Below are 18,171 nucleotides of genomic sequence, written 5' to 3'. Positions count from 1 at the left end.
CGGGGCATTCGATTCCACGCGAGGCGGGCGGCTGCCCCCTCGCGCTCCCCCGCCCCGACACAGCCCGATTCTGTTCAACCAAGGTTTTTTGACAGGCTGAAACACACAGAGCGCCCGGCTCCCCAAGCCGGGCGCTCTGTGTGTTTCTGAGGGAGATATTTAATGCGGCAAAGTGAACTGACTGGCATCGATTCATCTCTGTGAAGATCTGCGCAAATCTTCTTCCGCCCGGCTGTACGCCGGGCACTCCGCACTAAACCAAAGTTGTGCCGGGGCGCTTACAGCAGCGCCTCAATCTCCTCCCGGAGGGCCTTGCCGTCTGGAATCATGGAGACGTGGCGGATCTGGCCGTTGATGACCATGGTGGGCAGGTTGGTGATGCCCATCTTCTTGCAGCGGGCCACGTTCTCGCGGATAGTATATTTGTACTCGATGATGTCGATCTTGTCGCCAAAATAGTCCTTGGCGGCCTGTGCGGCGGCCATCATGTAGGTACAGGCGGCGCACTGGGTGGAATCCAGCGTAAAGACCTCGATGAAAGGACGCTCCAGGTGCTCGTAATCGGGCAGCTCGATCTGGATGCCGCTGTCATCGGGACCGGTGTAGTCCTTGAGCATCTCGCGGCACTGCTCGGTATTCTTCACCGCCTGAGAGCAGGCCACCGTGTTCTCCACAGGCACGTCGTAGGGCATGTCGCAGCCGGGGCTGATGATCATGTTGCGGTGGTCCTCCACCCTGTCCAGCAGATCCACCACGTACTTCATGTTGTCCTTGGGTGTACCGTGGAGCATGACGGTGGTCAGGGGGATGTTGCCGCTGATGGCGATGTTGTACTTGTCGGACACGCTCTTGCCGTAGACAAAATCCACGTTCTCGTCCACCGCGATGGAGTCGGGAATGGTCTTGCACATGACCTCCAGCTGAGGTGTGGCGTTGCCGCACACAAAGAAGGAGGAGAACACGCCCCTGCTGCGGATGTAGTCGAACACCGCCTTGAAGGAGTCGGCCAGCATGGCGTCGAAGGACTCGGGGGCGATCTGGCTGACCAGGGGGTCTACCACCGCGATGACGTCCATACCCGCGTTGATGTAGTAGTCGCACATCCGGATGGAGGCCTCGGCGCAGTAGCTCACCAGGTCGCGGACATACTGCTCATCCATGAGCATATCCAGGAAGATCTCGCTTCCCCGCAGATGGGAGGCCAGGGTGAAGGGGCCGCAGATGAGGCCGTAGAGGGCAATGTCGTCGCCGACGGAGGCCTTCAGCTTGGTCATGGCTTCCAGCATGACGGGAATCCGTCCGGACTCAGGGGTGGGCAGCTTGCAGCGGCAGGGAATCCCCTTATTGTCCCCCTCAAAGGGGTGGCTGGCCACGGAGGGCGGGTTGTCCTTGGCCCACATCAGGTCGCAGCCCAGAATTTCCGCCTCCAGCTGGAGGTCGAACATAATGGGCATACCGTCGGGTCCGTAGAGCCGAGCCACCTCCATCAGGCACTCGTAGAGCTTCTGGCCGTCCTGAAGAATTTCCTCGGCGGTATAACCTTTAAGCTTGCCGGAGTGGATACCCGCAAAGGGAACCCAGGGCACCCGCTCGGTGGGCTCGTGACGCATGGTCTTAAAAATCAGTTCCTTACCCATAATGATATAATTCCTTTCCAGACCGGGAGCCGGAGGGTTTCTCCTCCGGCCCCTCAGAATGCAGTGATATAAACGGCAGGGCTCTTACTTTTCCGCCGCTTTAGCGGCCTTTTTCGCCTTCTTGACCTCATAGAACCGGTTCATGCCGGCCTCCAGTGTGGCGTAGAAGGGGGCGGCGTCGCTCTCGGGCTGCTTGGTCACCAGGCTGACCACAAACATTGTAACGGTAGAACCCAGGAGGCCGAAGGCGCCGTACCAGGTGTCGCCCACGTTCCACACAAAGTAGGTCATGAGGACCAGCACCGTGCCCACGATAGAGGCCACAATGGCGGCCTGCTTGGTGGCCTTCTTCCAGTACAGGCCGAACACCAGCACGGAAAACAGCGGCGTTACAATGGCGATGGAGAACATAATCAGGGTGAAGATCAGATCGGGAGGATTGATGGCCAGGACGGTGGACACCAGGCCGATGACCACGATGATAACCCGGTTGACCATGGTCTCCTTCTTCTCAGGCACCTTGATATGGAAGGTATTCTTGATCAGATCGGAGGATACAATAGCGGCGCTGACGCCCAGGAAGGCGTTGGCGGTGGACAGTCCCACGGCGGCGGAACCCACAAAGAAGCCGATCATCAGCACGGTGGCCAGCACGGGGCTGAAGTCCAGCACGAAGTTCTTCACCAGATAGGGGATGATGAGCTCGGACTCGGAGGCGGTCATGTTGCTGACCAGAGCCAGACCGATAAGGCCGATCATCATGGTGCCGGTCCATACCACAGCCTGGAGCACAGGAGTGAGGAAGGACAGCTTGCGCTGGGTCTTCATGTTGTCGCCAAAATAGCCGGAACGGACGAAGACATGGGGCAGCATGATGGTCCAGCCGATGGCGCAGGAGAAGGGATAGCCGAACCGGGCCGCGTAGGGCGTCCAGCCGGAGGGGCCGGGATAGGAGAAGAACGACTGCGTGTTCTCCCACAGGTTGCCCACCGCCGCGGGCAGGGATCCGCCAAAGCCCACGATAAGGCAGGCGATGACAATGACCCACAGCATGGCGATAAACAGCAGGCCCTGAACGGTGTCCGCCATGGCGGCGGACTTCATGCCGCCGATACACACGAAGATCGTCATGGTCAGGCCGATGACGATGACGGCCATGCGGTAGTTGATGGCGCCGTCGGTGGCGTACTGGGCCGCCTGAGCGATGGCCACCAGGGTGGAGGTGACGTAGGGCACGGCGGAGACCAGGAAGATGATGCCCAGGATAGTGCGCAGCGCGTTGCTCTTGAAGCGCTCATAGTAGAAGTCTGCGGGGGTAACCAGCGTACCGCCCTTCTCCTGATTGACGATCCACACCTTGTTCATGGTAAAGTGGGCGATAATGGGGAACAGGGCGATGTAGCTCATCTCGGAGATCCAGTAGCCCAGACCGCCGCGGTAGTAGGCGCCGGGGCCGGCGAAGAACACCCAGGTACTCATCAGGGACGCGATATAGGTCATGACCAGCACCGGCCAGGGCACGGATGCGGTCAGCAGGCTTCCCTTGTTCTTCTGACGGCGCTCCTTCAGCGTAACGTAGACTGCCACGCCGATAAGGAAGCACATGTAAAGGCCAAAAGCGATCCAGATAGTATTGGCGCTCAGCATCCGTTATCCCTCCTTTGTACTGGACGCGGGGGGCGCGTCCGCATCATCTCTGAGCTTGTAAATCCGGTAGACCCTTACCAGGCCCACATAGACGATGATCCAGATGGGAACGACTGTGAGCAGCGCGTGAATCAGCGTGGGAATGGCCTCGCCGTAAGGCGGGACACCGGGAAGATTGTAGAGGATATAGAAGATTACCGTGAGAATCAGCCAGATTTTTTCCGTCTTGGTTACTTTCATCTCTAAGCCGCCTTTCTCTCAAATTCCAAACACACATGCGGAATTCCGCCGCTGAAGCCGCTCATGGGGCGGATCCGCGATATGGCCCGCATCGGGATGCGGGCCATATCGCAGATGGTTACAGGGCGTTTACTCCTTTACCAGAGCGGCATGGGCCTGCTTGAGGACCTTCTCCACCTCGGCGGCCTTGTCGGCGGGCAGGGCGTAGACATCCTCGGCGGCCATAATGGCGTGGAACTTTTCCACGGCCTTGTCCAGCAGGGTCTTGCTGCCGGACAGCTCCCAGTTCACCGGGCTGTCGCGGTTGAACATGTCGGGGCGGTGGGGCTCGGTAAAGTGGCGGAAGGTGTGCTCGCTGGTCAGGAAGCTGAAGGATGGATCCCGGTCGGCGCCGGAGATCAGATCCTCCCAATCCAGGGTCTCGTCGTTCACTTCCAGTCCGCGGCGGATGCGGCGGGCGATGCCGAAAATCTCATTGTCGATAATCAGCTGCACAGGGCTGATGGTCTTGGCGGTCTCCAGCTGGCCGGCGCCGCCCAGGACGGATGCCTCGCTCATGGCCATGGCGTCGATGAGGCTGGTGCGCTCAATGAAGTTCTGGGCGTCCAGAACCACGCTGTCCGTACCGGTGCCGTAGGAGTGGGCGCGGATGTTGTAGCCCCGCTCGAAGAGCTCCATGCAGATGAGGCGCGCGATGGTGATCTCAGTGTTGGACTGAAGGGTATAAGTACTCTGCATGTCCATGGAGAACAGCAGCGGCGTGGCAATAACCGGCAGTCCGGGGCAGAGGAGCTCCAGAATCACAATCTGGGCAAAGACCTCGGCGCAGGCCACAAAGGCGGTGCCCTGGGCGGTGACCGGGGTGTTGGCGCCGGCGGTGGGCAGCGAGCAGGGCTGCACGGGGATGCCGGCCTTGGCGCAGCGGTAGAGGACCTCGGCGTCCATGTGCTTGAAGGTCAGGCTGGGCACGCCGCAGGCGATAAAGCTGACAATGGGCTTGGCGCGCAGGTTGTCCAGCCCGCCCACAGCGGCGGCGGCCATGTCGATGAGCCACTGGACGTTGTCGGACTCATAGGGCTGAATCCAGATGTGCTTGGCGGAGTGCTTCAGGGCCTTCTCCAGGGTGTAGACATCCACGGCGTCGCCGGGCACGTACTCGCCGGAAGTGGAGGGCAGCGTGACGTAGTCCAGATTCTCCATCACATTGGTGATCTTGTACCACTCGTCCACCTCTTCCAGGGTGGTGTAGTGGGTGTCGCCGTTGATGGTGCGGTAGTTGGGCGCACCGGTGTTGGTGCGGGTATAGAAGCTGCCGTTGGGGTTGGGGAACTCCAGATCGTACTTGCCGCTGGGGGAATAAAGGGTGAACTTCTCAGGGACGGCGGCGACGGCCCTGTCGATGAGTTCCTTGGTGAAGCGGACGTCCTTCTTCTCCATGTCCACCGCGCAGCCCAGCTTGTCCAGCTCGGAGAGCAGTTCCTCATGATCCAAGTGAATGCCGCGCTCAATGAGCAGCTGCTCCATGCGGGACTTGAGGTACTGGAGCTCCTGGTCGCTCATCACGTTGTATTTGACTCTTCCTACCATGGGAATTCATCCTCCATTTCATTCATATCTGCCCGGCTCCCGGCCGGAGCGTCAGTCGGAATTTCAGCGGATGCTGGTCACGTACTCCTTGGCCCAGCGGGCGGCAGCGGCGGCATCGGCGGTGAAGGCGTCGGCGCCGATCTTGTCGGCCCAGGCCTGGGTGACGGGCGCGCCGCCGATCATGACCTTGACCTGGTCCCGGACGCCAGCCTGCTTCAGAACCTCAATGACGTGGCCCTGCTCGTTCATGGTGGTGGTCAGAAGCGCGGAGAGGCCCACAATGTCGGGATTATACTCCTTGATGGCCTCCACAAACTTCTCAGCGGGGACGTTGGCGCCCAGGTCGATGACCTTCAGGTTGGCGCTCTTCATCATCAGGCCCACCAGGTTCTTGCCGATGTCGTGGAGGTCGCCCTTTACGGTGGCGATGACGGCGGTGCCGATTGTGGTGTCGCCGCCGGCGGCCAGCAGGGGCTGAATCACTTCCACGCCGGTGTTCATGGCTTTGGCGGACATGAGTACGTTGGGCACAAAAATCTGGCCCTTGGCAAAGCGCTCGCCAATCTCATTGATGCCGGGCATCAGGCCGTTGTTGAGGATTTCAGAGGCGTCAACCTTCTGCTCCACGGCCTCGGCCACCTTGGCCTTGGTCCCCATGATGTCGCCCTTGATGACAAGCTCGGAGATCTCGTTGAGAATAGACATGAATTTCCCGCTCCTTTTCAAAATATTGTTTCTGAGTTTGTTCGGATGAATTTATGTACGGTATGTCTCATTTTCGCGGCTTTTCCCGCTGTTCAGCGCTGATCTCAGTGGCCAGACGCGCCGTGTCCATCATGGTGGCGGAGAATTCCACGCCCAACTCCCTGGCGAAGCTGGGCGTAATGGGCCCGCCGCCCACAATGATATGGACGGGATAGCCGAAGTCTACCTGGCGAATCCGCTTTACGGTCTCCTTCATGCTGGCCATCGAGGTGGTCAGCATAGCGGACATAGCCACGATTCTGGCGCCGTCCGCCCTCAGCTGGGCGATAAAGCGCTCGGCGCTGACATTGGACCCCAGATCCGTCACGTCGAACCCGGCGCTCTGGAGCATGATTCCCACCAGGCTCTTTCCGATGGTATGGATATCTCCCTGGACGGTCCCCACCACCACCTTCTCCCGGCGCATTGCCCCGTCGGACTGCTCCAGCAGCAGCGGCCGGATGATGGCCACCGCTTTCTGCATGGCTCTGGCCGAGAGCAGGATCTGCGGGATAAACCGCTCTTCCCTGCTCAGCATCACGCCCAGGCGGTCCATGGCCGGAATCATCCCTTTTTCCAGAATGTCAACCGGACGGCAGCCCTTTGCAAGCAGTTCTCGGCAATGTGTTACGGTTTTCTCTTCTTCTCCGTCGATGATGCTCTGAAAAATCGCATTAAACTGATTCATTCTGCCGTTCCTTTCCGCTCCACAGTTGTAGTATACCGGAGCCGGGCTGCATTTTCTAAGAAAAATACCATTTCTTTTTGTTCTATTCCGGCGTATTTGCTAATGAAACTGAAATTTTTTAAATCCCTTTATTGCTTTTCACCCAAAAAAGAGGTATAGTGTTTTAAAAATTACAAATTGGCAGTCTTTATTTTACCAATTCCCTTACCGCACATCAACTCTTCCGGTTCGCCGGGGTGGGAACCAATTCTGCCAGAATAGGAGGGGTCTTTTTGCAGGCCATCGACCACAAGCGTCTTCATGAATATCTGGACGCCTTCAGCGTGAGCACCGGCGTCCCGGTCACGCTCTTTGCCCCCGACGGCGCGATTCTGAAAGAATTTCAGACGGAGAAAAAATTCTGTCAGTTTTTTCCGATTTACCGGGAGCCGGAGAGCGTGTGCGGAACCACCATGCTCTTCTCCGCAAAGTCCTCCTACCATCTGGGCGAGCCCTACATATTTTCCTGTCCTTCCGGCCTGATTCATATTGCCGTTCCCGTCATTGTCTCGGAAAAATACTGCGGCTGTGCCGTGGCCGGCCCCCTCTCCATGGGTCCCATCTCCCCTGAGTTTCTCACCCAGGTCTTTGAGTTCAATCAGGTGTCTCCAGAGCTGCTGGCAAAAATTTCTCTTTTCATTTCCTCCATGCAGGTATATACTCCAGAACAAATACAGAAGTTCTCCCTGCTGCTGTACAGCGCCGTGGTCCACAGCCACAAGAACTGGGACGACTATGAACAGCTCCGCCTCCGCTATCAGCGCCAGCTCACTGTGGGCGACCATATCCAGAAGCGCAAGCAGAGCAAGCCCCAGAACACCTCCGCCGCCCTGTCCGCCCCCACCTGCTCGGATCTGGAGGACCGCCTGGCCCGGGAAATCCAGGGCCGCAACCGGGAGGCCGCCCTTACCTGTCTGGATGACCTCTTTGAGGAACTGGTGCTGGTGGAGGGCGGGAATTTCGACAGCATCAAGCTGCATTTCTTCGAGCTGTACATCTCCCTGGCCAGGATGTCCACCGAGCGGGGCGCCTCCCTGCGGAACATCTTCGGGCTGGACTTCAAGTTCATCAACTCTCTCAACGAGCTCAACACCCTGGACAGCCTGGCCCAGTGGAGCCGGGAGCTGGTGGTCCACTTTGTAGACGACATCTTTGCCGAGCTGCCCCAGGTGTCCTCCGCCACCACCCGGGCCGTGTCCTACATCAACGCCCACTACATGGACAAGCTGACCCTGCGGGATCTGGCCTCCGCCCTGTTCCTCAACGAGTCCTCCCTGTCCAAGCTGTTCCGCCAGGAGCTGGGATCCAGCTTTACCGACTACCTCAACCGTATCCGCATTGAACACAGCACCGAGCTCATGCGCAACACAGACAGAAGCCTGCTGGAGATTTCCGGCCTGGTGGGTTTTGACGACCAGAGCTACTTTACAAAAATTTTCAAAAAAGTGACGGGGACTACTCCCCGCCAGTATAAAAGCCAGCTCAACAGTGAAAAGCATACCTCTGACTGACCCTTCGCCCCGCTCCACAGGCAGACGAATTCGGACATGAGGAAAGGATGGACCTTCCATGGTTTACTTTGCTGACATCACGCCCAAATATGACCGGAACCGCATTTTCCGCAGGCTCCATATCCAGCCGGACACCTCCGCCTACCGGTACGCCGAGGCGGTCTTCCCCGCCCTGGAGCGCACCGCCCGGCAGCAGCTGTGCATGACCCACTGCTACGCCGTGGAGGAGGGCGCGCCGCCCATAGGCGTTCCCGAGGTGGACCGGTGCCGGTACCGCATCACCTGCCTGTCCACCTGCTCGGAGTCCATCACCCAGGCCATCTCCCAGCTGCTGGAGCAGGGCGATTTTCTGGAGGGCTACCTCCTCAACGACCTGGCCAACGAGATGCTCTTTGACGGCTCTGATCAGATGAACCGCCAGATCGCCGCCTCCATGAAGAAGAGCCGCTGCCACCTCACCCTCCGCTTCTCCCCCGGCGAGCAGGAGCTGGATCTGGAGTATCAGGCGGTGCTCCTGGACGCCTTCCGCGGCATCCCCGCCCTGTCCCACGTCCGCCTGACCGAGAGCTACATGCTCTACCCCGAGAAGTCCATGCTCTATCTCTTCGGGGCTGACTGCAGCAACCCGGAGATCTCCGTCGAGCACGACTGCGGCAAGTGTCCCAATACCTCCTGCTTCTTCCGCTCCACGGAAGGACCCGCTGCCTGTCTCTGATTCCGCCCACAAATCAAGACAACTGACAAATGGAGGTTTTCACCTATGTACTGCATCAAGCTGCCCAACCAGAACGCCGCCTTTGAGACGTCCGGCGGCGTCACCATCTCCCAGGCCTGCGCCGCCGCCGGGTTCCCCATGGATCTGGTCTGCGGCGGAAGAGGGACCTGCGGCAAGTGCGCCGTCCGGATCGAGCGGGGCGGCGTCGGCGAAACTGTCCTCGCCTGCCGGACAGCAGTGGACTGCGACATGACCGTCTATCTGGAGGAGCATCAGCTCACCAGGGACGCGTCCATCGTAACGGAAGGCCGCTCCGCCCATCGTACCCGTCTCTCTCCCGCCCTCTCCAAGCGCTGCATGACCAAGGCGGAGCTGCTGCCCGCCCACTGCGGTTCCTACCTGGAACCCGCTTCTCCCAACCTTCTGCGCACCTTTTCCAGGCTGATGGCCGACGCTTCGGTGGACCGGGTCACCTTTGTCTCCTACCGCGGCCAGCCCCTGGCGGTGGAGCCAGGAGACACCTCGGCGCTGCTCTACGGCGGCGCCATTGACATCGGCACCACCTCTGTGGTGCTCTACGCCTACGATCTGAACACCGGCGCGCTGCTCCACACAGTGTCCGCACTCAACGGACAGATTGTCAGAGGCGCCGACGTCATCTCCCGCATTCTCCATACCCGTCAGGAGGAGGGCGGCCTGGACGAGCTGACCGGTCATATCCGCGATACCATCCACGCGCTGCTGGACCAGGCGGAGGAGAAAATCCCCGGCTTCCGCAGCCATCTCTACCACCTGGTGCTCTGCGGCAACAGTACCATGCAGCATCTCTTCCTGGGCCTGGACCCCTACGGTCTCTCCCAGGATCCCTTTGTCAACATCACCGCCGGCCCCGTCCGCTGCTCCGGCGCGGAGGCCGGAATCGACATGCCTGCGGGGGGCGTGGTGGAATTTCTCCCCCTGCTGGGCGGCTTTGTGGGGGCCGACACCGCCGCCGTGCTCCTCACCCTCCCCACTGACACAGGCCCCTGCCTGATGGTGGACCTGGGCACCAACGGCGAGATAGCCGTTGGCAGCGGGGCTGGATACAAGGTGGCCTCCACCGCCTGCGGCCCCGCCCTGGAGGGCGGCAACATCGCCTGCGGCATGCGGGGCATGGAGGGCGCCATCGAACGGGTCTCTCTCCGGGACGGCAGACTCACCTACCAGGTCATCGGCGGCACGGAGCCCCTGGGCCTGTGCGGCTCCGCCATTATCGACGCGGTGGCCGAGCTGCGCCGGGCGGGTATCATCGACGAGTCCGGCCGTCTCCTGCCCCGGGATGAATTTCTTGCCCAGCATCCGGACAGCCCCCTGGCCGAGTACCTGGGTGAGGCCGGCGAGTACAACACCGCGTTCTACTTTACCCGGGGCGACCGGCCCGTCTACCTCTCCCAGCACGACGTGCGGCAGATTCAGCTGGCCAAGAGCTCCATCTTCTCCGGCTGCATGACCCTGCTGGAGGAGGCCGGCCTCTCCCCCGGCCAGCTGGACGCCCTCTATCTGGCAGGCGCCTTCGGCAACTACATCGATATTGACCGGGCCCTGGAGATCGGCCTGCTCCCGCCTGTCCCCCGGGACCGGATCTTCTCCATCGGCAACGGCGCCGGCCAGGGCGTGCAGATGTGCCTGCTGGACCAGGCTGAAATGGACCGCTGCAAAGCGCTGCCCGCCTCCATCGAGCACGTGGAGCTGGCCACCAGCCCCAAATTTATGGAGACTTATATCATGAATATGAACTTCTGACTGCCATGGAGGGTGTAGAGATATGAGCAAGCTTGTTCTTCTTACCGGCTTCCTGGGCGCGGGCAAGACCACGTTCCTCAACCGCGTGCTCCAGGAGTTCTCCCAGGAGAAAATCGGCCTGATTGTCAACGAATTCAGCGGCACCGGCGTGGACGGCGCCCTCATCCGCCACGACATCCCCGGCGCCAGCATGATTGAGCTCAACAACGGCTCCATCTTCTGCGCCTGCATCAAGGACTCCTTTGTGGACTCCTTGATCGACATGGCCGGGCGGAACCTGGACTATGTGTTTGTGGAGGCCTCCGGCCTGGCCGATCCCTCCAGCATCTCCTCTATTCTGGACCAGATCGCCACCCTCTCCGGCGCGGTCTACGACTACTGCGGCGCCATCTGCCTGGTGGACGCCCTCTACTTCCCCAAGTACCTCAAGCTCCTCCTGGCCCTCCGCCGTCAGGTGGAGTACAGCCGGGCGGTGATTCTCAACAAGGCGGATCTGGTGACTGAGGAGCAGCTGACCCAGGTGGAGCAGTCCATCCGGGAAATCAATCCCAGCGCCGCCCTGTACCGCACCACCTATGCCAATGTCTCCCTGCGGGAGATCCTCTCCGGCGGACCTCAGGAGGAGGCCGCGCCCCAGGAGAGCTCCAACACGGAGAGCAGCCGCCCCGTCACCGTCACTCTCTCCACCCAGGAGGCCGTCACGCCCCAGGCCCTCCGGCAGTTTCTGGAGGAGATCGCCCCCTCCACCTACCGGGTTAAGGGCTTCTGCCGCACGACCGAGGGCACCAAGAATATCAGTATGGTGGGCACGGTCTGCCAGATAGAGGACTGGGGGGAAGCCCTGGGCCAGACCCAGCTGGTCATCATCTCCAGCGTGGGCATACGCATCTTCTCCATCACGCTGGAGGCCGCCGGCCGCTGCTTCCAGTCGCCTGTGGACCTGCGGTAATTCCCTTCCCGTTTTATAAAAAACGCCTCTTGGTTCAGAGCTCGCTCTGTTCCAGGAGGCGTTCCATCTTCGTTCTATCTTAACTTGCGCCGTCCGCTTCCTCCCTCCGTTTGCCAAAAGCAAGGGAAAACCGTCCTACGATAAAAAATATACCCCCCTGCCAGCCCGTATGAATCCACCGGGCCGGGAGATACTGTAATCAGCGCATTACAGGGGGGTATCGGCTTGCAGGGAAAGGTGGAAATCTGCGGGGTAAACACGTCCAGGCTCAAGGTGCTGAAAAACGAGGAGACCGTAGCCCTGCTCAAGCGGACCAAAGAGGGAGACATGGCCGCCCGGGAAGAGCTAATTGCCGGCAACCTCCGGCTGGTGCTGTCCGTCATTCAGAAGTTCAGCAACCGGGGCGAAAACGTGGACGACCTGTTCCAGGTGGGCTGCATCGGCCTCATCAAGGCCATCGACAACTTCAACACCGACCTGGATGTCCGCTTCTCAACCTACGGCGTGCCCATGATTGTGGGCGAAATCCGGCGCTACCTCCGGGACAACAGCTCCATGCGGGTCTCCCGCTCCATGCGGGACACTGCCTATAAAATCCTCCAGGCCAAGGAGAAGTTTATGGCCGAGCACCAGCGGGAGCCCACCATGGAGGAGATCGCCAAAATACTGGGGCTGAAGCGGGAGGACGTGGTCTTCGCTATGGACGCCATTATGGATCCGGTGTCCCTCTATGAGCCGGTCTACTCCGACGGCGGCGACGCCATCTGCGTCATGGACCAGGTAAAGGACAGCAAAAACACCGATGAGAGCTGGCTGGAGCATATCGCCCTGAAGGAGGCCATCTCCCACCTCTCCGACCGGGAGCGGCACATCCTCAGCCTCCGCTTTTTTGAGGGCAGGACACAGATGGAGGTGTCCGCTGAGATCGGCATCTCCCAGGCCCAGGTGTCCCGCCTGGAGAAAAACGCCATCTGGAAAATCAGAAAAAGCCTGTAAACAGACACGGGGGAGCAATGCTCCCCCGTGTTGCTTTTTATGCTTTTTCCGCCCGCCAGCGCCGATAGATAATGCGCAGGCCGTCCAGAATCAGGCTCTCGTCCACCAGATCGATCATATCCGTGTTGTCTGCCACCATCCGGGCCAGCCCGCCGGTGGCCACCACCTTGATCTCCCGCTCCGGGTACCCCATCTCCCGCTTGGCGCGGCGGATGAGATACTCCATAGCGCCGATATATCCCATGACGGCGCCCGCCTGAATCTGGCCCACAGCTGTACAGCCTAATACCTTGTCAGGCATTGCAAGTTCTACGTTCGGAAGCATTGCCGTCTTCTGAAACAGGGCCTCGGTGGAGATACGCACGCCGGCCGTGATGCAGCCGCCCAGGTATGCCCCTTCCCGGCTGACCGCGTCCACTGTGGTGGCCGTGCCGAAGTCCAGCACCACCAGAGGCGCACCGTACTTCTCCAGAGCGGCCACGCAGGCCACCGACCGGTCAGCGCCCAGCCGCTCATCTCCGCCCACAGCGTAGGGCAGGCCGGGATCCACTCCGCCGTCAATGATGAGAGGCCTGCGGCTGAAGTATTTGGCGACAGCGCCGGTGAGAGCCCCCATGACAGGTGGCACCACCGAGGCGATGATCACGTCCTCCACCCCGTTGGCGTCCAGGCCAAATTGCGCAAAATACCGGGTAGCCAGCAGGCCAATCTCATCCGCAGTTCGGCTGGCATCGGTCTTCAGGCGGAAGCTGCTCACCAGCCAGTCCCCTTCGTAAATACCAAACACCATATTGGTGTTCCCCACATCAATGGCAAGCAGCATGGCTTTACCCCCTTGGAATCTCAATGATTTCACATGATGTGTGATCCCCTTCCAGGCGGATGACGCCGCAGGTGGGCACCAGGCCGCCTCGGATGGTTCCAGGATTCATAACCCACAGGCCGTCCTGCTGACAGCAGAAGGCCTCGTGGGTATGGCCGAAGAGGAGAATATCCACTTTGGCCTCCACGGCCGCCCTGACCGCTTGACCTATCCCCAGCTTGACATGGTAGATATGGCCGTGGGTCATGAGAATCCGGCGCCCCTCAAAAAACAGAATTTTCTGGGCAGGCACGTCGGTGGCATAGTCGCAGTTGCCGGGCACCAGCTCCAGGGGGATATTCGGATAGGACCGGGACAGCTCCACCGCGTCCCGCATCACATCCCCCAGATGGAGAATCTGATCCGGCCGTTCCTGCTCCACTGCCCGGCGCATGTGTTCAATATTCCCATGGGAATCGGAAAAAACCAACAGTTTCATCAATGCACCATCTCCCCTGTCGGGCATAGAATGAGAGTGAAGTTCAACGGGCTGCATACATACAATGTTGATTGGAGGGATACGCCATGGCTGCACCCAAATCCAACCTGAACGACCTGATGAAATCCCCTGAGGCCGCAGCGCTGCTCAAAAACAAGGAGGCGCTGACCCGCATTATGAGCTCCCCGGACACCAAAGCCCTGATGGAGATGCTCAACCGTCAGGCTGGCGGCGGCCTCAAGGGCGCCGCCGACGCCGCCATGAAGGGCGATGCCAAAGCCCTCGCCGGTATTGTGGAACACCTGATGCAGAGCAAGGAGGGCGCCGAGGTGGTAGGGCGCATCAGCGGAACCCTGCCCAGAACGTAAGCCGAACAGCCGCTGGATTTCCCAGGGAACGGAGGGTGAGCCATGGCCGATCTGGAGGATAAACTGAATGCGATTCTGGGCAATCCAGAGGCTATGGGCCAAATTATGTCCATTGCCCGTTCCCTGTCGGACGCTGGAGATACCGCAGGCGACGCCCAGGGCAGCGGACAGGATGACCAGGCGGCAGAGCAGCCTCCAAATGGGGCCCCTGACGGGGACGCCGGCGGCCAGGCGCCGGACTCGGACGCCGTGGCCGCCCTGCTCTCCGGTCTAACCGGGCAGTCCCGTCCGGAGGGCCAGAGCGGCGGCGGGGACAGTCCTCTCTCCGTCCTGGGCAGCCTGGACCCTAAGCTGATCCAAATCGCTCTTCAGCTCTTTTCCGCGTACAGCGCCGAGGATGACCGGCGCACCGCCCTTCTCAGCGCCCTGAAGCCCTTTCTGAAGGAGGAGCGGCAGGCCAAGCTGGAAAAAGCCATTCAGATCGCCAAGCTCTCCCGGGTCATCCGGGTCGCCTTCCAGGTCTTCAAAAAAGAAGGGGGCGAAACGGATGTATAACCGATATATCCCCGGCACCGGAGGATACACCCGGATTTTAGAGGAGGATGGGCAGCCGGCCGGCCGGCCGGAGCCAGAGGCGCACCGCCCCCAGTCCCCTCCTCCGTCCAACGGCGAGGCGGTACCCAAGGCGGAAAAAGCCGCAGGCGCCCTTGCCTCACTGCTCAAAAGCCTCAAGCTGGACCAACTGGACAGCGGGGACGTGCTCCTCCTGCTCATTCTCCTCTTTCTTTTCATGGAGGGCGACGACGTGGAGCTGATGATCACGCTGGGGCTGCTCCTCCTGCTGGGCCTCGAGTAATCCGATTAAGCCTCTACGGTATGGAGCGCAGTGCCGTCGGGGAGCATGAACGCAGTCCCCGCCGGCGCCGGCATCTCCACCGGCTCGGAGGACATCCGCATCACCAGCTCGTCGCCGCACCAGGTCTCCGCGCCAATCAGCAGGCCGTTGGACACCGACACCCAGTAGCGCTCCCGGTTGCCCAGCTCATTCTCCGCCGTCTCCACGTAGACGCAGGATTCCCCGTTCCGTTCCTCGTATCCTGTGGAGGTAATGGACTTTATATTCAGCGCCAGCACATCCTCGTATGTTGGGATCCGCTGGGCCATGTTTATATCCCGCTCCCCCTCGTCCCATTGGGTCCAGGTGCTGTCGCCGCCGTACCAGCGGTAGACGGTCCCGTCGCCTGCAATGGTGTGCTCCACAGTTCCGCCGGGCCAGGTAGACTCCACCTGAGTCCATCCGGCGTCCTGCCAGACCCGGTTGACCGTGGCGCCCATGGCCCCGTCTCCCAGGGAGGTCTCTACTGTAATGGTCCGGAAATAGCTCTCGGGCTGGAGTGGAACCATGGTGCGGATCACGCTCTGAACCGTCTCCGGCATCACCTCCACCCGGACGTAGCGATCCGTGTCCGCCGGCTGGCCCCCTTGCCCCTGCTCATCCTCTGCTGGTTCGGTGACTGCGGGCAGGGTAATTTCGGGAGCGGCTGGGCTAAACAGATTGAGGCCGAAACTGGAAAACACCGCGATCACAATCACAATGGCAATGAGCACCACAAAGATTGTTCGGTTTCTCTCTTCCACTCCCCCACCTCCATATTGGATTTACCCCGCCGTTCAGATTCTGCCGTTCAAAGCCCCAAATTCCTCCGGGGGCTGCTCCTGCAGGCCGAATTTCCACTCAATGGCGTCGGCAATGCGGCGGCAGGCCTGGCCGTCGCCGTAGGGATTGACCGCGTGGGCCATCTCGCCGTAGGCATTGGCATCGGTCAGCAGGGTATGGGCCAGCTGGTACACATCCGCTTCCTCCGTGCCCGCAATCTTTACCGTGCCCGCCTCCACGGCCTCGGGCCGCTCGGTCTCCCGGCGCAGAACAAGCACCGGACGCCCCAAGGCGGGCGCCTCCTCCTGCAGTCCGCCGGAGTCGGTCATGACCAGGTAGCAGCGGGCCATCAGGTTGTGCATCTCCTCCACATCCAGGGGGTCAATGAGATGAATTCTGGGGTGGCCGGAGAGATACTTGGCAGCCGCCTCCCGCACCACCGGGGACAGGTGCACCGGGTACACCAGTTCCACGTCCTCGTGGGTATCCGCTGTGCGGCGCAGGGCGGTCATGATGTTGGCCATGGGCCGGCCGTAGTTCTCCCGGCGGTGACAGGTAACCAGGATGATTTTTTTGCCTACGTAGTCCAGGTGGTTGAGCAGCTCAGTTGCAAAGTGATAGTCTTTTACAACCGTTGTCTGGAGGGCGTCAATGACGGTATTGCCGGTGATAAACACCCCGTCCTGAATCCCCTCGCCAGCCAGGTTGGCCCGGTTGGCGGAGGTGGGGCAGAAATGGAGGTCGGCAATGTCCCCCACAAGGGTGCGGTTCATCTCCTCGGGGTAGGGGGAGTATTTGTCCCAGGTGCGCAGGCCGGCCTCCACGTGACCCACCATAATCTGGTGGTAGAAGGCGGCCAGCGCCCCGGCAAAGGTGGTGGAGGTGTCGCCGTGGACCAGCACCAGGTCGGGCTTTGCGTCCTGGAACACCTCCTCCAGTCCCAGCAGGCACTTGGTGGTGATGGTGGACAGGGTCTGCCGGGGCTCCATAATGTTCAGGTCATAGTCTGGCTTCAGGCGGAAAATCTCCAGCACGGAGTCCAGCATCTGCCGGTGCTGGGCGGTGACGCAGCACAGGGATTCGATCCCCTCCCGGCGGCTGAGCTCCTGCACCAGCGGGGCCATCTTGATGGCCTCAGGCCGGGTGCCGAAAATGGTCATGACACGGATGGGTCTCATTTTGTCTCTTCCTCCTCCCCGGTCCCGTCCTCGGGTTCCCCTGTCCGGGGCGGATTACCCCGGTTTTTCCTGTTGTTGTGCATGAAAATCTGCCCGGCGACCGCGCCGGCGGCGCACAGAGCCATCAGCAGCAGCATGGCCTTGACGGGGCCCTCGGTGGTCAGCACCACGGCGGACAGGCCCAGGATGGCGCTGATGATGTAGAGCACAGCCACCGCCTGCTTCTGGGAAAAGCCCATGTCGATGAGCCGGTGATGCACATGGCTTCGGTCGGCGTGCATGGGGCTCTGGCCGTGGGCGATGCGCCGGATGAAGGCAAAGCAGGTGTCAAAAATGGGCAGACCCAGCATGAGGAAGGGCACCACAAAGGAGATGATGGTGTATAGCTTGAAGAGGCCCTGAACCGAGATCACCGCCAGGACAAAGCCCAGGAAGGTGGAGCCGGTATCCCCCATAAAGATTTTGGCCGGGTTCAGGTTGTAGGGCAGGAAGCCAAGGCAGCCGCCGCACAGGGCGGCCACCATCAGGGCGATGGGCACCTCCCCCACAGACATGGCGATGACCAGCAACGTCATGGAGCTGATGGTGGACACGCCGCAGGCCAGGCCGTCCAGACCGTCAATCAGATTGACGGCGTTGGTGATGGCCACAATCCAGATGACAGTGGCCGGATAGGCCAGCCAGCCCAGATCCCAGTAGAGATTGGCGGAGAACACATTGGGATTGGAGATAATCTCAATCACGTTTCCGGACATAACCGCCACCAGGGCCGCGATAATCTGGATCACAAACTTGAGCGATGCCTTCAGGGAGTAGATATCGTCAAAAATCCCCAGCACCACAATGATCACGGCGCCGAGCAGCATGCCCCGGATCTGGGGCGTCATCTCCACAAAAAGCAGGGTACTGGCAATAAAGCCGAAAAAGATGGCCAGGCCCCCCATGCGGGGGATGGGATGGTCATGCATCCGGCGGTTATCCTTGGGCACATCCACCGCGCCCACCTTCTGCGCGAGGGATTTGACCACCGGGGTCAGAATAAGGGCGACAATCAGCGCCACGCCCATGGCGGCCGCCACCATGCCGATCTCGCGAAGTTCTATATTCATGGTCCTTCTCCTTTAGACGGAAT

19 protein-coding genes are annotated in these 18,171 nt (G+C 60.6%); 8 read left to right on the top strand and 11 right to left on the bottom strand.

Annotation, left to right across the window (positions count from 1 at the left end; genetic code table 11):
- Window positions 1-278: 278 nt before the first annotated feature.
- The 6 genes from QZY67_RS02395 to QZY67_RS02370 form a co-directional block, all read right to left on the bottom strand.
- Window positions 279-1,637: a uroporphyrinogen decarboxylase family protein gene (locus QZY67_RS02395; RefSeq protein ID WP_295368366.1), complete on the bottom strand. Its 1,359-nt coding sequence runs from the start codon at window positions 1,635-1,637 to the stop codon at window positions 279-281.
- A gap of 84 nt (window positions 1,638-1,721) precedes the next feature.
- Window positions 1,722-3,284 (bottom strand): sodium:solute symporter family protein, encoded by a 1,563-nt coding sequence (locus QZY67_RS02390; RefSeq protein ID WP_294536499.1) that lies wholly within the window; start codon window positions 3,282-3,284, stop codon window positions 1,722-1,724.
- Between the two features lie 3 nt (window positions 3,285-3,287).
- The gene (locus tag QZY67_RS02385; protein WP_294519895.1) at window positions 3,288-3,524 is read right to left on the bottom strand and encodes a hypothetical protein; all 237 of its coding nucleotides are present in this window, start codon (window positions 3,522-3,524) and stop codon (window positions 3,288-3,290) included.
- 129 nt (window positions 3,525-3,653) lie between these two features.
- A complete protein-coding gene (locus QZY67_RS02380; RefSeq protein ID WP_294534037.1) occupies window positions 3,654-5,111 on the bottom strand; it encodes a trimethylamine methyltransferase family protein in 1,458 nt (485 codons plus the stop codon).
- A 63-nt stretch (window positions 5,112-5,174) separates the two neighbouring features.
- Window positions 5,175-5,816: a corrinoid protein gene (locus tag QZY67_RS02375; RefSeq protein ID WP_294534040.1), complete on the bottom strand. Its 642-nt coding sequence runs from the start codon at window positions 5,814-5,816 to the stop codon at window positions 5,175-5,177.
- 67 nt (window positions 5,817-5,883) lie between these two features.
- On the bottom strand, window positions 5,884-6,543 hold the full coding sequence (locus QZY67_RS02370; RefSeq protein WP_294534043.1) for a cobalamin-dependent protein: 660 nt from the start codon (window positions 6,541-6,543) through the stop codon (window positions 5,884-5,886).
- Between the two features lie 272 nt (window positions 6,544-6,815).
- On the opposite strand from QZY67_RS02370, the gene QZY67_RS02365 reads away from it, so the two are divergent.
- From QZY67_RS02365 to sigG, 5 genes are all read left to right on the top strand, one after another.
- A complete protein-coding gene (locus tag QZY67_RS02365) occupies window positions 6,816-8,093 on the top strand; it encodes a helix-turn-helix domain-containing protein (protein ID WP_295368365.1) in 1,278 nt (425 codons plus the stop codon).
- A 58-nt stretch (window positions 8,094-8,151) separates the two neighbouring features.
- Complete coding sequence (locus tag QZY67_RS02360) at window positions 8,152-8,808, top strand: hypothetical protein (protein WP_295368364.1); 657 nt, start codon at window positions 8,152-8,154, stop codon at window positions 8,806-8,808.
- 45 nt (window positions 8,809-8,853) lie between these two features.
- Window positions 8,854-10,590 carry an ASKHA domain-containing protein gene (locus tag QZY67_RS02355; RefSeq protein WP_295368363.1) on the top strand — a complete coding sequence of 579 codons (1,737 nt, stop codon included), beginning with the start codon at window positions 8,854-8,856 and terminating at the stop codon, window positions 10,588-10,590.
- 22 nt (window positions 10,591-10,612) lie between these two features.
- Window positions 10,613-11,539 carry a GTP-binding protein gene (locus tag QZY67_RS02350; RefSeq protein ID WP_295368362.1) on the top strand — a complete coding sequence of 309 codons (927 nt, stop codon included), beginning with the start codon at window positions 10,613-10,615 and terminating at the stop codon, window positions 11,537-11,539.
- A 225-nt stretch (window positions 11,540-11,764) separates the two neighbouring features.
- Window positions 11,765-12,535, top strand: a complete 771-nt coding sequence (sigG, locus tag QZY67_RS02345) for an RNA polymerase sporulation sigma factor SigG (protein WP_295368361.1) — start codon at window positions 11,765-11,767, stop codon at window positions 12,533-12,535.
- 37 nt (window positions 12,536-12,572) lie between these two features.
- On the opposite strand, the gene QZY67_RS02340 is transcribed toward sigG, so the two are convergent.
- On the bottom strand, window positions 12,573-13,358 hold the full coding sequence (locus QZY67_RS02340; RefSeq protein WP_295368360.1) for a type III pantothenate kinase: 786 nt from the start codon (window positions 13,356-13,358) through the stop codon (window positions 12,573-12,575).
- 4 nt (window positions 13,359-13,362) lie between these two features.
- On the bottom strand, window positions 13,363-13,836 hold the full coding sequence (locus tag QZY67_RS02335) for a YfcE family phosphodiesterase (protein ID WP_295368359.1): 474 nt from the start codon (window positions 13,834-13,836) through the stop codon (window positions 13,363-13,365).
- A gap of 86 nt (window positions 13,837-13,922) precedes the next feature.
- On the opposite strand from QZY67_RS02335, the gene QZY67_RS02330 reads away from it, so the two are divergent.
- The 3 genes from QZY67_RS02330 to QZY67_RS02320 are packed head-to-tail and all read left to right on the top strand — an operon-like array spanning window position 13,923 to window position 15,060.
- A complete protein-coding gene (locus tag QZY67_RS02330) occupies window positions 13,923-14,204 on the top strand; it encodes a hypothetical protein (RefSeq protein WP_294534066.1) in 282 nt (93 codons plus the stop codon).
- 42 nt (window positions 14,205-14,246) lie between these two features.
- A complete protein-coding gene (locus QZY67_RS02325; protein WP_295368358.1) occupies window positions 14,247-14,759 on the top strand; it encodes a hypothetical protein in 513 nt (170 codons plus the stop codon).
- Complete coding sequence (locus QZY67_RS02320) at window positions 14,752-15,060, top strand: hypothetical protein (protein ID WP_295368357.1); 309 nt, start codon at window positions 14,752-14,754, stop codon at window positions 15,058-15,060. The genes QZY67_RS02325 and QZY67_RS02320 overlap by 8 nt, the downstream gene beginning before the upstream one ends.
- A gap of 5 nt (window positions 15,061-15,065) precedes the next feature.
- Here QZY67_RS02320 and QZY67_RS02315 read toward each other — a convergent pair whose 3' ends face one another.
- From QZY67_RS02315 to QZY67_RS02305, 3 genes are read right to left on the bottom strand one after another with little or no spacing between them, the layout of a single operon-like run.
- Window positions 15,066-15,842: a hypothetical protein gene (locus QZY67_RS02315; protein ID WP_295368356.1), complete on the bottom strand. Its 777-nt coding sequence runs from the start codon at window positions 15,840-15,842 to the stop codon at window positions 15,066-15,068.
- A 33-nt stretch (window positions 15,843-15,875) separates the two neighbouring features.
- Complete coding sequence (wecB, locus tag QZY67_RS02310; RefSeq protein WP_295368355.1) at window positions 15,876-17,039, bottom strand: UDP-N-acetylglucosamine 2-epimerase (non-hydrolyzing); 1,164 nt, start codon at window positions 17,037-17,039, stop codon at window positions 15,876-15,878.
- Entirely contained in the window at window positions 17,036-18,148 is a 1,113-nt protein-coding gene (locus QZY67_RS02305) for an MraY family glycosyltransferase (RefSeq protein WP_295368354.1), read from the bottom strand. Before QZY67_RS02305 ends, wecB begins: the two co-directional genes overlap by 4 nt.
- Between the last annotated feature and the right edge of the window lie 23 nt (window positions 18,149-18,171).

The sequence above is a fragment of the uncultured Pseudoflavonifractor sp. genome (assembly GCA_904419835.1).
GTDB lineage: Bacteria > Bacillota > Clostridia > Oscillospirales > Oscillospiraceae > Pseudoflavonifractor.
This window is presented reverse-complemented; position numbering and strand designations above follow the sequence as displayed.

Bases quoted from the DNA above. Each gene is read 5' to 3' on its own strand.
- QZY67_RS02395 (WP_295368366.1), bottom strand. From the start codon at position 1,637: ATGGGTAAGGAACTGATTTTTAAGACCATGCGTCACGAGCCCACCGAG.
- QZY67_RS02390 (WP_294536499.1), bottom strand. From the start codon at position 3,284: ATGCTGAGCGCCAATACTATCTGGATCGCTTTTGGCCTTTACATGTGC.
- QZY67_RS02385 (WP_294519895.1), bottom strand. From the start codon at position 3,524: ATGAAAGTAACCAAGACGGAAAAAATCTGGCTGATTCTCACGGTAATC.
- QZY67_RS02380 (WP_294534037.1), bottom strand. From the start codon at position 5,111: ATGGTAGGAAGAGTCAAATACAACGTGATGAGCGACCAGGAGCTCCAG.
- QZY67_RS02375 (WP_294534040.1), bottom strand. From the start codon at position 5,816: ATGTCTATTCTCAACGAGATCTCCGAGCTTGTCATCAAGGGCGACATC.
- QZY67_RS02370 (WP_294534043.1), bottom strand. From the start codon at position 6,543: ATGAATCAGTTTAATGCGATTTTTCAGAGCATCATCGACGGAGAAGAA.
- QZY67_RS02360 (WP_295368364.1), top strand. From the start codon at position 8,152: ATGGTTTACTTTGCTGACATCACGCCCAAATATGACCGGAACCGCATT.
- QZY67_RS02355 (WP_295368363.1), top strand. From the start codon at position 8,854: ATGTACTGCATCAAGCTGCCCAACCAGAACGCCGCCTTTGAGACGTCC.
- QZY67_RS02350 (WP_295368362.1), top strand. From the start codon at position 10,613: ATGAGCAAGCTTGTTCTTCTTACCGGCTTCCTGGGCGCGGGCAAGACC.
- QZY67_RS02340 (WP_295368360.1), bottom strand. From the start codon at position 13,358: ATGCTGCTTGCCATTGATGTGGGGAACACCAATATGGTGTTTGGTATT.
- QZY67_RS02335 (WP_295368359.1), bottom strand. From the start codon at position 13,836: ATGAAACTGTTGGTTTTTTCCGATTCCCATGGGAATATTGAACACATG.
- QZY67_RS02330 (WP_294534066.1), top strand. From the start codon at position 13,923: ATGGCTGCACCCAAATCCAACCTGAACGACCTGATGAAATCCCCTGAG.
- QZY67_RS02325 (WP_295368358.1), top strand. From the start codon at position 14,247: ATGGCCGATCTGGAGGATAAACTGAATGCGATTCTGGGCAATCCAGAG.
- QZY67_RS02320 (WP_295368357.1), top strand. From the start codon at position 14,752: ATGTATAACCGATATATCCCCGGCACCGGAGGATACACCCGGATTTTA.
- wecB (WP_295368355.1), bottom strand. From the start codon at position 17,039: ATGAGACCCATCCGTGTCATGACCATTTTCGGCACCCGGCCTGAGGCC.
- QZY67_RS02305 (WP_295368354.1), bottom strand. From the start codon at position 18,148: ATGAATATAGAACTTCGCGAGATCGGCATGGTGGCGGCCGCCATGGGC.